The organism is Pantoea sp. USHLN256, from assembly GCF_037149875.1.
Classification (GTDB): domain Bacteria; phylum Pseudomonadota; class Gammaproteobacteria; order Enterobacterales; family Enterobacteriaceae; genus Pantoea; species Pantoea nemavictus.
Window position 1 is genome coordinate 307,079 of the sequence record NZ_JBBCQO010000004.1, and the last position, 13,945, is coordinate 321,023.

The 13,945-nt window shown below is 52.9% G+C and carries 12 protein-coding genes; 3 read left to right on the forward strand and 9 right to left on the reverse strand.

The window, feature by feature from the left end; translation table 11 throughout:
• Positions 1-25 precede the first annotated feature (25 nt).
• From WFL93_RS13160 to rstA, 5 genes are all read right to left on the reverse strand, one after another.
• Entirely contained in the window at positions 26-832 is an 807-nt protein-coding gene (locus WFL93_RS13160) for a trypsin-like serine peptidase (RefSeq protein ID WP_007888006.1), read from the reverse strand.
• A gap of 279 nt (positions 833-1,111) precedes the next feature.
• Positions 1,112-1,582, reverse strand: coding sequence for an acid resistance repetitive basic protein Asr (gene asr, locus WFL93_RS13165; RefSeq protein ID WP_007888004.1), 471 nt, complete (start codon positions 1,580-1,582; stop codon positions 1,112-1,114).
• A 170-nt stretch (positions 1,583-1,752) separates the two neighbouring features.
• Complete coding sequence (locus WFL93_RS13170; protein ID WP_336778315.1) at positions 1,753-3,240, reverse strand: carboxypeptidase M32; 1,488 nt, start codon at positions 3,238-3,240, stop codon at positions 1,753-1,755.
• A gap of 12 nt (positions 3,241-3,252) precedes the next feature.
• The gene (gene rstB, locus WFL93_RS13175) at positions 3,253-4,563 is read right to left on the reverse strand and encodes a two-component system sensor histidine kinase RstB (protein WP_336778316.1); all 1,311 of its coding nucleotides are present in this window, start codon (positions 4,561-4,563) and stop codon (positions 3,253-3,255) included.
• Positions 4,560-5,285, reverse strand: coding sequence for a two-component system response regulator RstA (gene rstA / locus WFL93_RS13180; protein ID WP_007887991.1), 726 nt, complete (start codon positions 5,283-5,285; stop codon positions 4,560-4,562). The genes rstB and rstA overlap by 4 nt, the downstream gene beginning before the upstream one ends.
• A gap of 176 nt (positions 5,286-5,461) precedes the next feature.
• On the opposite strand from rstA, the gene WFL93_RS13185 reads away from it, so the two are divergent.
• Positions 5,462-5,875: a hypothetical protein gene (locus WFL93_RS13185; RefSeq protein ID WP_007887990.1), complete on the forward strand. Its 414-nt coding sequence runs from the start codon at positions 5,462-5,464 to the stop codon at positions 5,873-5,875.
• Here the strand turns inward: WFL93_RS13185 and WFL93_RS13190 are convergent.
• On the reverse strand, positions 5,872-7,263 hold the full coding sequence (locus WFL93_RS13190; protein WP_049852281.1) for an amino acid permease: 1,392 nt from the start codon (positions 7,261-7,263) through the stop codon (positions 5,872-5,874). The two genes, WFL93_RS13185 and WFL93_RS13190, sit on opposite strands and share 4 nt — an antisense overlap.
• Positions 7,264-7,475: 212 nt before the next feature.
• Positions 7,476-8,432 carry a DUF1471 family protein YdgH gene (gene ydgH, locus WFL93_RS13195; protein ID WP_007887988.1) on the reverse strand — a complete coding sequence of 319 codons (957 nt, stop codon included), beginning with the start codon at positions 8,430-8,432 and terminating at the stop codon, positions 7,476-7,478.
• A 538-nt stretch (positions 8,433-8,970) separates the two neighbouring features.
• Between ydgH and pntA the strand changes: the two genes are divergently transcribed.
• Together pntA and pntB are read left to right on the forward strand one after the other, a co-directional pair.
• Positions 8,971-10,500, forward strand: coding sequence for a Re/Si-specific NAD(P)(+) transhydrogenase subunit alpha (gene pntA / locus WFL93_RS13200; protein ID WP_336778317.1), 1,530 nt, complete (start codon positions 8,971-8,973; stop codon positions 10,498-10,500).
• Between the two features lie 11 nt (positions 10,501-10,511).
• On the forward strand, positions 10,512-11,900 hold the full coding sequence (pntB, locus tag WFL93_RS13205; protein WP_336778318.1) for a Re/Si-specific NAD(P)(+) transhydrogenase subunit beta: 1,389 nt from the start codon (positions 10,512-10,514) through the stop codon (positions 11,898-11,900).
• Between the two features lie 77 nt (positions 11,901-11,977).
• Here pntB and uspE read toward each other — a convergent pair whose 3' ends face one another.
• On the reverse strand, positions 11,978-12,934 hold the full coding sequence (gene uspE, locus WFL93_RS13210) for a universal stress protein UspE (RefSeq protein ID WP_049852225.1): 957 nt from the start codon (positions 12,932-12,934) through the stop codon (positions 11,978-11,980).
• A gap of 117 nt (positions 12,935-13,051) precedes the next feature.
• Positions 13,052-13,804 carry an FNR family transcription factor gene (locus WFL93_RS13215; protein ID WP_007887976.1) on the reverse strand — a complete coding sequence of 251 codons (753 nt, stop codon included), beginning with the start codon at positions 13,802-13,804 and terminating at the stop codon, positions 13,052-13,054.
• Positions 13,805-13,945: the final 141 nt, after the last annotated feature.

A 13,945-nucleotide genomic window follows, 5' to 3' on the forward strand; every position in this document is an offset into this window, starting at 1 on the left:
TTTTCGCCTTCCTCGCCAAATGGGATTACTGTGCCAACTCTTCCAGCTTATCCTTAAACGACGGCACCGCAATGGCGCGGTTATCGGCGCGGTAACGATCTGCCGGTGCGGGTGCCGAACTCTGCACCGCAATTAACTGCCACTCATCGCCATTCTTCAACAGCAGCGGCGAACCGCTGTCGCCTGGCAAGGTATCGCACTGGTGCGATAACACCGCACGCTGTGCCCAGCCGGTAACTAAACAATCACTGTGCGAATAGAGCGTATCCAGATGATCGGCCGGATATCCCGCTTGCGTCACTTTGCGCTCGGTGGTTTTCAGTGCAGCCGTCAAATCGCCACGGGAACCTTCAAACAGCGGAATCGGCACAATGCCGGACGGCGGGTTATGCAAAATAACCAGCCCGTAATCGTAAGGTGCAGCACCCGGCGGCACGATCCAGCCTTCGCCGTCAGCCTGCAATCTGCGCGCTAAAGAGGGCTCTACGCGCGCATCAATATCATGAATCTCGTAACGCCAGCCTTTTGCGCTGGCCATAAAACGCAGCGCTACCGGCTTATCAAACTTCCCCGGCGGCGCCAGCAAACAGTGCCCGGCAGTTAACGCCAGGTGGGCAGAAATCAGGGTGGCAGTACAGAGGTTACCGCTTTCGGTCTCTAACTGACCGATGGCATCCCAAGGCGCAGCACTCACATCGCTAATCGCCTGGCGGTGATCTTTGCCAAAGAACAAGGTTTTGATGTCTTCCGGGCTAGGCCCATCTTCATCATCGGCATGTGCTGCGAGGTTAAAACTGAAAAGACCAACAAGTAACAGGATAGCCAGGCGCATAGTTCTCTCAATGGCGAGAATAAGTAGAAGTTGTTGTCATCACGCTTGAGCGATAACTATAGTCGGTGAGCGGTAAAAAAGGGAGAAATATTGGAGTAATCAGCACGCTACAACGACTAGATAAAAAAGCTGGCTGCAACTATGCCACAGAGGATCATCACAATCAGAATAATTTCGAAGCGATAGCGACGCACCATTTTTCGCTACTCCAGTAAATAAACACCCGGCTTAACCGGGTGTTTTCAATCATTAATGCGGTGTTGGTGCTAAAGGTAAACCTTATTTAGCCGCTTTTTTCACTTTGTGATGCTTTTTAGCAGCCTGAGCTTTCTGTGCAGCTGGCTTAGTTACTTTGTGGTGCTTTTTAGCAGCCTGCGCTTTCTGTGCAGCTGGCTTGGTTGCTTTGTGATGCTTTTTAGCAGCCTGGGCTTTCTGCGCAGCTGGCTTGGTTGCTTTTTTGTGGTGCTTTTTAGCAGCCTGGGCTTTCTGTGCAGCTGGTTTGGTTGCTTTTTTGTGATGCTTTTTAGCGGCCTGAGCTTTCTGTGCAGCTGGCGCTTTCTTCTCTACTTTCTTGTGCTTCTTAGCAGCCTGCGCTTTCTGAGCAGCAGGTTTCTTATGATGTACTGCTTTATGTTTCGCTGGAGCAGCAGTCGTTGCTGGCGTTGCAGGAGCAGCTGTAGTCTCAGCAGCGAAAGCAACAGAAGACATACCCATAGCAGCGGCGATCACCAGTGCAAATAATTTTTTCATTGCAAAATCCTCGAACTATTTTTTCATGTGTAGCCCACTGCGGGGCCGGTGAAAACACTATATGAAAAACAATTCAGGCTTTCCGTGAGGCATTGGTATCGGCGTGTAACGGATTGTACAAAGCGGCGTAAAGGAAGTGAAAAGGGCGGCCGCATGGGCCGCCGCGCAGTTTACTCAGAGAGATAGCGTTGTTCAAGGTGCTGACGGAAATAGTGCGGATTCAGCGCTTCGCCAGTAGCGTTAATCAACAGCTGCTGGGTGGGGAAACGGCTGCCGTGCTGCCAAATGTTCTGCTGTAACCAATCAAACACCGGCTGCAACTCGCCTTGCTGAATCAGGCTATCTACCTGCGGGATCGCACGTTTCACCGCCTGGAACAGCTGAGCAGCGTACATCGCGCCCAACGTGTAGGTTGGGAAATAGCCAAAGGCACCGTCGGTCCAGTGGATGTCCTGCATGCAGCCATCGCGATAATTACCGCGCGTATCAATGCCCAGTGATTGCTGCATCTTCTCGTCCCACAGCGCCGGGATGTCTTCCACCTCAATGTCGCCTTCGATCAAGGCACGCTCGATCTCGTAACGCAAAATCACGTGCGCCGGATAGCTCAACTCATCGGCATCAACGCGAATAAAGCCTGGCTTCACGCGCTGCGTCTGGCGGATAAAGTTTTGCAGCTCGAGCGCTGGTTGATCGCCCATCAGCGCCACTACCTGCGGATGAATGTGCTGCAGAAAGGCTTTGCTGCGTCCGAGCTGCATCTCCATAAACAGACTTTGTGACTCATGGATGGCGGTAGAGCGCGCCAGTGCCACCGGCTGACCGCGCCACTGCTGCGGCAGATTTTGCTCATAGCGCGCGTGCCCGGTTTCATGGATCACGCCCATCATGGCGCTGAGGAAGTCGTTCTCGTTATAACGCGTGGTGATGCGCACATCTTCCGGCACGCCGCCGCAGAATGGGTGCGCACTGACATCAAGTCGACCGTGATTAAAATCGAAGCCCAGCGTCTTCATCACGCTCAGGCCCAGCTGCTTTTGTGATTCAATCGCGAATGGCCCAACGGGTTGTGCAATGGGCGATTGTTGTTGCTTCACTACCGCTTTCTGCAACAGGTCTGGCAACCAGCTTTTCAGATCACCAAAGGTTTGATCCAGCTGGGCGCTGGTCATGCCCGGTTCAAACACATCCAGCAGCGCGTCATAGCGCGAAACGCCGAGCGCGTCGGCTCGCAGCTGCGCCTCTTCTCGGCTCAGCTTCACCACTTCTTTCAGATTGGCCGAGAAACCCTGCCAGTCGTTAGCCGGACGCTGCTGACGCCATGCATGCTCGCAACGCGAACCGGCCAGCGATTTGGCTTCCACCAGCGATGCAGGCAGCAACGTTGCCTGCTGCCATGCCCGCTGCATCTCGCTCAGGTTAACCTGCTCGACATCATTCAGTGATTCCTGTTGCGCCGCAGCAAACAGCCCGCCGAGACGTTTATCAGTCAGCACTTCGTGCATGAACACGCTAAGCTCGGCCATCGCTTCACCGCGGGCCTGGCTGCCGCCTGGCGGCATGGTGGTTTGCATATCGACACCGGCAATGGCGCCTAAATGGCCAAAGCGGGAAAGACGCTGAAAAGTGCGGCTAAGTTCTTGATAAGCTGAAGTCACGTAAAAAGCTCCTTATGACGGTAAGCGTGGCGCAATGTCCCGCAAGGGTAGATCAACCGGCCAGCAAAAGCGAACGCTGGCACCGCCTAGCGGGCTGCTCTCGATGGAGACATTTCCCTGCATAGCCAGCGCGATAGAGTGCACGATCGCCAGGCCTAAACCGCAACCGCCGGTGGCGCGATCGCGGCTTGGATCCAGACGTACGAAAGGTTCGAAAACCCGGGCTCGTTCCTCCTGCGGAATGCCCGGGCCATCGTCTTCCACCTGCAAACAGCCGATAGCGCCATCAAACCACAAACTGACGCGCAATCGCTGTTGCGCATAGCGCAGCGCGTTGTTCACCAGATTATCCAGCACGCGCTCCATCAGGCGCGTATCGGCGCTGCCGACGTTTTCCAGCTGCGGAATATCCAGCGCGATCTGTGTCTGCGGATTCATGGTCTGCACATCTTCAATATGCACGCGCAGCCATTGGGCGAGATCAAAGGTTTGCAGATGAAGATCGACGCGGGGGCGATCGAGGCGCGCGTAGGTCAGCAACTCCTCTATCAAACTCTCCAGTTGCCCGACATCGCGGTTCAGCGCGGCGGATTCCGCTGCAGTCAGATTATCGCTCATCTCCAGCCGATAACGCAGGCGCACCAGCGGGGTGCGCAACTCGTGCGCGATGCCATCGATTAACTGTTTCTTGCTGGCCACCAGCGTATTGATGTTCTCCGCCATCTGGTTGAAGGCCACGCCAAGGCTGTGCAGGCTGGAGGTACTTTCAAAATGGGTGCGTACGTCCAGCTCGCCACGGCCAAAACGCTGCGCGGCTTTCTCAAGGCGCTGCATCTCTTGCCAGTGCGGACGCAGCCAGATAAATACCGGCAGCGCCAGCGACATGCCAATAAATGCCAGCAGCGCAATATCCAGAATTCGCATTTGGTGCAGGTAGAAAAGATAGGGAATAGGGCCAACGGAGAGAACGTAATGGCTACGCGGGATGTGCTGCAAAAAAGTGTACTGATCGTCGATCGCCACAATTTCCCCGGCGCGCAGGCGTTTCATGTCTGCTTCATCCAGCTGATATTTGCTTATGGGTTCGATATTCAGGTCAAATGACAGATCGAGATCGAGGCTGCGAATGGTTTTACTCCAGTCGCGGGGCGGGATCTCGCGCAGTTCGCTGCGCATTAAAAACAGTGAACTGGCCATCAAATCGTTCATCGACTGGCGACCCGCGCGTTCGGCGGTAAATTTGTACACCAGACCGACCAGCAGCGTCATCACCAGAAAACAGACGAACAGCAGCAAATAGAACTGAATAAAGAGCTTTCTCATGCGGAGCGGGTATCCCAGGCCTGTGGTGCGAACAGATAGCCTTTATTACGGATGGTTTTAATGCGGAACGGTTCGGTAGCGCTGTCGTACAGTTTTTTACGCAGGCGAGAAATTGCCACATCAATACTGCGGTCCATGCCATCGTAGGTCACGCCACGCAGGGTTTTCAGCAGCGCATCGCGGTTGAGAATCTGCCCAGCGTGATTGGCCAGTTCCCACAGCAGATCGAAATCGGCGGTTGAGAGCACAATATTCTCTTCAAATAAGATGACCTGGCGATTAAGCGAATCGATGGTCAGCGAACCAAAACGCAGGACGCGCTGCGAACTTTGAATAGCAGGCGTCACTTCAGGCTGGCCAACATGCGCCTGGCGCAGGTGCAACCGCAGGCGCGCCAGTAATACGGCGGGTGGCGTGGTTTTGAGAATGTAATCGTTAGCCCCCATCTCCAGCGACAAAATATGGTTCATGTCGCTATCGAGCGAAGTCAGCAGCACAATCGGGCCTTGCCAGCTGGCGCGCAGATCGCGGCATAAGGTCATGCCATCTTTGCCAGGCAACATGATGTCCAGCATTACTAAATCGGGATCGTGGGTGGCAATGGTGGCTTCGGCGCGGTCACCGCGCGTTTCAACAATCACTTCAATATCGTGGCGGCCAAGGTAAGCGGCGATCAATTCGCCAACTTCTGGCTCATCTTCCACATAGACGATTTTATTCATAATTCACTGAGACGGGTGAGAATGTCAGCAGCATAGCTTTTCCTGGTCCTGAGCTCTACGCTACCGCACGAAATATCCCTGCCTTACTGGTATGTATACCGTGAAATGTGCCATTATTAGCGGCGCGTTGTCGCGCAAGGTTCGGAACCGTAACGAAAAACAGGAGGAGTGCGAGGGTGTCTGATAAAGAGCTGGCTTCAGCCGGATACAGTGATCGCATCTGCTTCAATTACAGTGATTTTCTCTCCGCTTCCTGCAAAAAACGCTGGAGTTTTGTCGATGCCATTTACGGCGTGATGCCCATTTTTGGCATGGTGACACGTAAATCAGCGCATAACCTTCCGGCTAGCGACGATCACCTGAAAGAATTAGCATTACAAATCATTTCAACGCAGGTTAGCGATGAGATTAACATCGCGCGTCTGATCACCCTGGCCGAGCAACAGCACATCAGTCGCTTCGATATTCAGCTGCCTTATCCGTTGTCAGCTGAGCAGCTTGACGCTATTCATCAGGAATACCACAAGCCGCTTAATCTGACACAGCAGGATGACCTGCTGTGCGTTTCCATTCCGGTCCAGCCGCACTAATTCGTCAACTGCCACAGCGCGGGCAGTGATGCAGCAATCAATAACACAATCGCGATGCGTTCCAGCTGTGACAATAGGTTTTCGCCACGGCCACCGCGTCGTGCATACAGAAACAGCAACAAACCTGGCGCATAGAGCACCACCGAAAGCAATAAATGCAGTGGACCGGATGCATACAGCAGCCAAATACCGTAAGCGCTGGCGCCAATGCCAGTGAACATCGCCCAAGGTTTGTTCTGACCGCGTACCACCTTAATCAGATACAAACCGACCAGCAGATAGGGCACTAAAATCATTTCCGAGGCGATGGTCAGCAGCGTGTTGTAATCCGCGCCAGTCACGGCGATCAAAATCAGACACACCTGCACGCTGCCATTGGTGAGCCATAACGATGCAGCAGGTGAGTTGTGACGGTTCTGCCGTGCAATGCTGCGTGGAAATGCGCCTTGCTGTGCCGCCAGGAACGGTACTTCAGCGGCCATAATCGTCCAGCTGAGATAAGCGCCACAAACGGAGATGATCAAACCGACTGCAATCACCGCATCGCCCCAATGTCCCAACAGGTGTTTCATTAAGCCGGCCATGGAAGGGTTGCGCATCTGCGCCAGCTCGGCGCGCGGAATGACGCCCAACGACAGCAACGTCACCAGCAGATAAACCAGCAGCGCCGCCAGCACCGCCATCAGCGTGGCGCGCCCAACATCCTGTTTGTTACGTGCGCGAGCAGAAACCACCACCGCACCTTCGACACCAATAAACACCCACAAGGTGATCAGCATGGTTTGCTTCACCTGCTGCCACAGAGGTTGCCCCAGCTCAACGCCGCGAAAATCAAAGCGGAAGCGATCGTAATTGAACGCCAACAGCGCCAGCACTACAAATAGCAGCAGCGGTACCAGCTTACCTAACGTTGCCAGTAGATTAATGCTGGCCGCAGTTTGGACGCCGCGCAACACCAGGCAATGCACCAGCCACAACAGCACCGATGCACCGAGCATCGCCTGCCAGGTATTACCATCACCAAACACCACGTGTTCGGGTGTATCGGTGAAGAAGCTCAGAGCGGAGAAGACAATCACCAGATAGGAAACGTTAGCAATCACCGCACACAGCCAATATCCCCACGCCGAGCAAAATCCCATCAGCTCACCAAACCCGGCGCGCGCGTAGGTAAAGATGCCGCCATCCAACTCCGGTTTCAGTCGCGTGAGTAATAGCATGGCGAGCGAGAGGAAAATAATCCCCACGCCGGTGATAAGCCAGCCGATCAGCAGCGCGGCCGGACCGGCGACCGCTGCCATATTTTGCGGCAGGCTGAAAACACCCGCGCCGAGCATGGAGCTGAGCACTAACGCAGTGAGCGCGCTAAGACCTAATTTTTTATCCAAAACGCCCATCCTAAGCAGCATAGTATGCTGGGTGGTGACGATTCCTTTGGTGTCTCAGGTGGCGATTTGCCAACTTTAAAACGGAATCACCTAAAAACAAGGCGGCAGATTTTACGGAGTGCGAACAGGGAAGGCAATGCAAGACTATGCAAATTTGCGCACAGATTATGCAATCAATTGAGAAGGGCGGCGAATACCGCCCTGAGGGGAATTTATTTGAACAGATCGGCTGTAACGGTCAGATTGCCGCCACTCTGGTTCTGCCATTGGCGCGTAATGTGGTAGTACTTGGCACCTTTCGCCACTGCGCGCTTGCCAACCGCTTCGGAGATTTCGGTTGGTGTACCAAAGTGATCGGAGAAGGTGATGGTGTCGAACGGTTGCATCTGAGCAGCGGTAATCGCATTCACTTCCTGCACGCTGCGGCCGTCCGCAGTTTTCACGGTGTAACGTTCGCCAGTGGAGCTTTGTGTTTCGAAGAAACGCCCCACATTGCGGCTTGGCGTCTCAGAAGAGGCGACTCCTGGGATGGCCACTTTCGTCGCTGCGGTGCCACCGGCGGCCAGCGCTGCTTTACCGGCTTCTGAATCAGCAGGGATGGAGTCTGAGGTGTTTTGCACCTTACGCTCTGGCGCATCGGCTTTGTACACATAAGCGGTTACATACTGATTGCCGCCATTGTTGGCATCAACCTGACGCACAATAAAGAACGAGGCCGCGCCCTTATTTTTCGCCGCTTTACCAATTGCCTCGTTGACATCCGGCTGGCTAGAGAAGAATCCATTGACCGATACGGTATCGTAAGGCTCAAGGCGATAGGCTTCTGCTTTCGGCAGCTCTTTCACGCCTGAGAAGCTGCGATATTTGGTTGAGTCATCCGCTTTCGGGGCATTGGCTTTATACAGATCAGCCGTTACGCGCCAGTTACCGCCATTGCCGTTACTGTCATTGATACCTTGCACATAGAAAGAGTCAGCGCCTTTGGCATCGGCTTGTTTAGAGATGGCATCAGTCGCATCGCCAATGGCATTGAAACGGCCGCTGATATTAATACGTTCGAATGGTTTCAACGCGGCCGCTTGCTCTGGCGTTAACTCTTTAGCAGCAAAAGCATTTGCTGCCAGCAGTGATAACAAGGTTGACGCCAGAATGGTGTTCTTCAGCTTCATAAAAATGATCCTTCGCCTTACGCAAAATGAGTACGAAAACGTGCTGGACTCTTGATGTATAACAGATTAGCCGCTGATTATTGCATGTAATAATCGGCCTGTCTCAGCCAATTTAAGCGCATTGGATTGACAATAATTGCGGATTATTCTCCGGGCTGTCATTGGCTTGTACTAAGGCTTTTTTTTGCACAGTTAACCACTTAATCTGGTAACACTTAGTGCCATAATAGTTAACGCATTGTTAATTAAAGGTTTTTAAAAATACTTAATTCGACATGACACGATTTTGCGCAGCAGAATATTTTTTAATACGCCCTAAATGCAGTGGCAATACATAGCATTCAATCTTTGCGTCTGAATATTTGTGTGAATGTCATAAGTGCGCGTTATCGCTGTAGATCACTCTTCATATTTTCAGTAGGTTATAAAGACTTTGTTACATTGTGCATTTTGCTCATAAGAAGCTGAAACACCGTTTCGGCTTTTGAGCATTTGCCACTTATAGAACCTCATCCTTTAATTGTTGAAAGGAAACAGTATGTTAATTGGGATACCCAAAGAACGGTTAGCCAATGAGTCGCGCGTGGCCGCCACGCCGAAGACCGTTGAGCAACTGATCAAGCTGGGATTCAGCGTAACCGTTGAACAGAACGCCGGGCTGCGCGCCAGTTTCGATGATGAAAGCTTTATTGCTGCTGGCGCCACCGTGACTAACGGCGCTGATGTATGGCAGTCAGATATCGTATTAAAAGTGAATGCGCCTGACGATCAAGAGATCGAACTGACGCGCGCTGGCAGCACGCTGGTGAGCTTTATCTGGCCGGCGCAAAACCCTGCGCTACTGGAGAAACTGGCTGCGCGTAACGTTACCGTGATGGCAATGGATTCGGTGCCGCGTATCTCACGTGCACAGGCGCTTGATGCGCTGAGCTCAATGGCGAATATCGCGGGTTATCGCGCCATCGTTGAAGCAGCTCATGAATTCGGCCGCTTCTTCACCGGTCAAATCACCGCTGCCGGTAAAGTTCCACCGGCGAAAGTGATGATCATCGGTGCGGGCGTGGCGGGTCTTGCCGCAATCGGCGCCGCGGGCAGCTTGGGCGCCATTGTGCGCGCTTTCGATACGCGTCCGGAAGTGAAAGAACAGGTGCAAAGTATGGGCGCCGAGTTCCTTGAGCTGGACTTCGAAGAGGAAGCCGGCAGCGGCGATGGCTATGCCAAAGTGATGTCTGAAGCCTTTATTAAAGCGGAGATGGAACTGTTTGCGGCACAGGCGAAAGAAGTCGACATTATTGTCACCACCGCGCTCATCCCTGGCCGCCCGGCACCCAAATTAATTACCGCGGAGATGGTTGCCAGTATGAAGCCGGGCAGTGTCATCGTTGATCTGGCGGCGCAAACCGGCGGCAACTGTGAATTGACGGTTGCCGATCAGGTTACGCTGACCAGCAATGGCGTGAAAATTATCGGTTACACCGATCTGCCAAGCCGCCTGCCAACACAATCTTCTCAGCTGTACGGCACCAACCTTGTCAACCTGCTGAAACTGTTGTGCAAAGAGAAAAATGGTGAAATCACCGTTGATTTCGACGATGTGGTGGTGCGCGGTGTCACGGTGATTCGTGATGGCGAAGTGACCTGGCCAGCACCGCCGATTCAGGTTTCGGCGGCGCCAAAAGCACAACCCGCAGCGCAACCTTTGCCTAAGGCTGAAGCCAAACCGGTTTCGCCGTGGCGTAAATATCTGCTGCTGGCGCTGGCATTAGTGCTGTTTGCCTGCCTGGCGAATGTTGCACCGGCTGACTTCTTATCACACTTTACCGTCTTCGCGCTCTCGTGCGTAGTGGGTTACTACGTGGTGTGGAACGTGAGTCATGCCTTGCATACGCCGTTGATGGCCGTCACTAACGCCATTTCCGGCATTATTGTGGTGGGCGCGGTATTGCAGATGGGCCATGGCGGTTGGGTAACGATTCTCTCGTTTATTGCCGTGCTGATCGCCAGCATCAATATTTTCGGTGGTTTCACCGTCACCCAGCGCATGCTGAAAATGTTTCGTAAGAATTAAGGGGTAGCAACATGTCTGGCGGATTGGTTACTGCAGCATATATTGTTGCCGCAATTCTGTTTATTTGCAGCCTTGCGGGTCTCTCGAAACATGAGACCTCTAAGCAGGGTAATATTTTCGGTATGAGCGGGATGGCGATTGCGCTGCTCGCCACCATTTTTGGTCCAAACACCGGTAACGTTGCCTGGATTTTACTGGCAATGGTGATTGGCGGTGCGATTGGCCTGCGTTTGGCGAAGAAAGTCGAAATGACTGAAATGCCTGAGCTGGTGGCGATTTTGCACAGCTTCGTGGGTTTGGCGGCGGTGTTGGTGGGCTTTAACAGCTACATCGATCATGCTCCAGGCCTGGCACCGGTGATGGAAAACATCCATCTGACCGAAGTGTTCCTGGGTATCTTCATTGGTGCAGTGACCTTTACCGGCTCGCTGGTGGCATTTGGCAAGCTGCGTGGAAAAATTTCCTCTTCTGCGCTGATGTTGCCACATCGTCATAAAATGAACCTTGCTGCGCTGGTGGTCTCTTTCCTGCTGATGCTGTGGTTCGTGCAGACCGATAGCACTGGCGCACAAGTATTTGCGCTGTTGCTGATGACGATGATTGCACTGGTGTTTGGCTGGCATCTGGTGGCATCAATTGGCGGCGCCGATATGCCGGTCGTGGTCTCGATGCTGAACTCATATTCCGGTTGGGCGGCTGCGGCAGCAGGTTTCATGCTCAGCAATGACTTGCTGATCGTGACCGGTGCCTTGGTAGGTTCCTCCGGTGCCATCCTCTCTTATATTATGTGTAAAGCAATGAACCGCTCGTTTATCAGCGTCATCGCCGGTGGCTTTGGTACCGACGTTAACGTGGGTGGTGAAAGCGAGGAGGTAGGTGAACATCGTGAGATCACCGCTGAAGAGACCGCCGAACTGCTGAAAGCCTCGTCTTCCGTGGTGATCACGCCGGGTTATGGCATGGCGGTGGCGCAGGCACAATATCCGGTTGCTGAGATTACCGAGAAACTGCGCGCGCGCGGCATCAAGGTTCGCTTTGGCATTCACCCGGTTGCCGGTCGTTTGCCGGGTCACATGAACGTGCTGCTGGCGGAAGCCAAGGTGCCTTACGATGTGGTGCTGGAGATGGACGAAATTAACGATGACTTCAGCGATACCGATACCGTGTTGGTTATCGGTGCTAATGACACCGTCAATCCGGCTGCGCTGGAAGATCCGCGGAGTCCAATCGCCGGTATGCCCGTTCTCGAAGTGTGGAAAGCGCAGAACGTGATTGTGTTTAAACGTTCGATGAGTACCGGATACGCCGGCGTACAGAATCCGCTGTTCTTCAAAGACAATACCCAGATGCTGTTTGGCGATGCGAAAGCAAGTGTGGAAGGCATTCTGCGCGCGCTATAAACAAACAGGGCGGTGAAGTGATTCACCGCCCTGGATGCAAGGAGCAAGGACGGCCAATGCGTGCCGTCCTTTTTTATTTAATCGTCTTCATCTTCTTCGTCTTCGTAATCAATCGGCGATTTAAAATCGTCCGGTTTGATTGCCAGCAAATCACAGCGCAAATGATCGATCACCTGTTCCGCCGTGTTGCCCAGGAATGCCGCAGACAATCCGGTACGACCAATGGTACCCAGCACCACAATTCCGGCATCCAGATGCGAAGCGATATCTGGAATCACTTCCTCGGGCAAACCTTTTGCCACATGCGTAAACTCTTCACTGATGGAGAATTTCTGGCGCAGCGCTTTCATCGCCACCAGATGCTGGCCGCGAATCGCATCGTTATAAACGCTGGGATCAAAGTCAGGCAGTTCAATAGCAATATTGATTGGCGTAATAGGGTAGGCGCCGACTAAATGTACCTCAGTGTGATTCACCATCTCGGCGAGCAGCGTCGTTTCACGAATCAACTTTTGATTCAGCTCATCATGATGCGGTTCTTCGCTGGCCAGGTTAACCGCCACCACCGCTTTGCCCCCTTCAGGCCAGGCCTGATCTTTCACCATCCATACCGGACATGGGCATTTACGCAACAGATGCCAATCGGTTGGGGTGAATATCACCGCTTCCAGACGATCGTGCTGGTGCGCCATTTTCAGCACTAAATCATGCTGATGCGCCAGAATCTCCTGGATGATGGCTTCGTAAGGGCGGTTATGCCATACCACTTTGATTTCGATCTCAACGCCGGCTTCCAGATAAGCCTGGGCCTGTTGGCGAATCCACTCGGTACGTTGACTAATTACCCCTTTGCGCATGTTGGATCGCTCATCGGGTGACAGCAACGTAGTCATTTCGTAGGAGAAGTCGTAAATAGGCAGGAAAGCTTTGATTTTTCCGCCGATACGCTGATTGAGATAAACCGCACGACGCAGCGCGGGCTGGTCATCCTGTTGGGCGTCAATCGCCACCAGAATATTTTGGTACCGGGACATAAGCCGATCTCCTAAACCAAAGCAAGTTGGATTAAAGATAGCCTAAGTTTACGTAGGGCAGAAGCGGAAAAGTTGTTGCCGGATCAATAAAATAACTTTTACTGACCCGGCACATAACTACGCGGCTTGTTCAGTCTGGCCAGCGAGTTCTGCCAGTAAAGCGTGGTTCTCAATGGTGATATATTTGCCTTTAACGGCAAGCATGCCACTTTTCTGGAAGCGACCGAGCAGACGGCTAATGGTTTCTACGGTTAGTCCCAGGTAGTTACCAATGTCGCCACGCGTCATGGTCAGACGGAATTCGCGCTGCGAGAAACCGCGCTGGCCGAAACGGCGCGACAGGTTCCAGACAAAAGCCGCCAGGCGCTCTTCGGCATTCTTCTTCGACAGCAGCAAAATCATATCCTGATCGCCTTTAATCTCGCCGCTCATCAAACGCATCATTTGCTGACGCAGGGCGGGCATTTTACCTGAGAGATCGTCAAGGGTTTCGAAGGGGATTTCACACACCATCGAGGTTTCCAGCGCTTGTGCGAAGCTAGGATGTTTGGCGCCAACAATCGCGTCAAAACCCACCAAATCGCCTGCCAGATGGAAACCAGTAATTTGCTCATCACCTTGTTCAGTAATGGTATAGCTTTTGATGGAACCGGAACGAATAGCGTAAAGGGATTTCAATTCATCACCGGCTTTGAACAGCGTCTGGCCTTTCTGAATCGGCTTTTTGCGCTCAATGATATTATCCAGCTGATCCAGTTCGTGCTCGTTCAGCGTGAAGGGAATACACAATTGGCTGATACTGCAATCCTGGCAATGGATGGCACAACCGCCAGACTGAATACGTCGTATGCTGCGTTTTTCCGGGATCATATAGTTACGCTCGATGATTATTGACTGCGGTCAATTTTAACATTTTTCTTCGCGAAGGGAACTCATCCGAGCAGTAAATGCCCTTAAAACCACATCAATGCTGGGTATTCCCGGGTTTGCGCCGCTTTAAACGACATGGCT

Excerpts from the sequence above, each read along its gene's own strand:
- WFL93_RS13160 (WP_007888006.1), bottom strand. The coding sequence starts at position 832 with ATGCGCCTGGCTATCCTGTTACTTGTTGGTCTTTTCAGTTTTAACCTC.
- asr (WP_007888004.1), bottom strand. The coding sequence starts at position 1,582 with ATGAAAAAATTATTTGCACTGGTGATCGCCGCTGCTATGGGTATGTCT.
- rstB (WP_336778316.1), bottom strand. The coding sequence starts at position 4,563 with ATGAGAAAGCTCTTTATTCAGTTCTATTTGCTGCTGTTCGTCTGTTTT.
- rstA (WP_007887991.1), bottom strand. The coding sequence starts at position 5,285 with ATGAATAAAATCGTCTATGTGGAAGATGAGCCAGAAGTTGGCGAATTG.
- ydgH (WP_007887988.1), bottom strand. The coding sequence starts at position 8,432 with ATGAAGCTGAAGAACACCATTCTGGCGTCAACCTTGTTATCACTGCTG.
- pntA (WP_336778317.1), top strand. The coding sequence starts at position 8,971 with ATGTTAATTGGGATACCCAAAGAACGGTTAGCCAATGAGTCGCGCGTG.
- pntB (WP_336778318.1), top strand. The coding sequence starts at position 10,512 with ATGTCTGGCGGATTGGTTACTGCAGCATATATTGTTGCCGCAATTCTG.
- uspE (WP_049852225.1), bottom strand. The coding sequence starts at position 12,934 with ATGTCCCGGTACCAAAATATTCTGGTGGCGATTGACGCCCAACAGGAT.
- WFL93_RS13215 (WP_007887976.1), bottom strand. The coding sequence starts at position 13,804 with ATGATCCCGGAAAAACGCAGCATACGACGTATTCAGTCTGGCGGTTGT.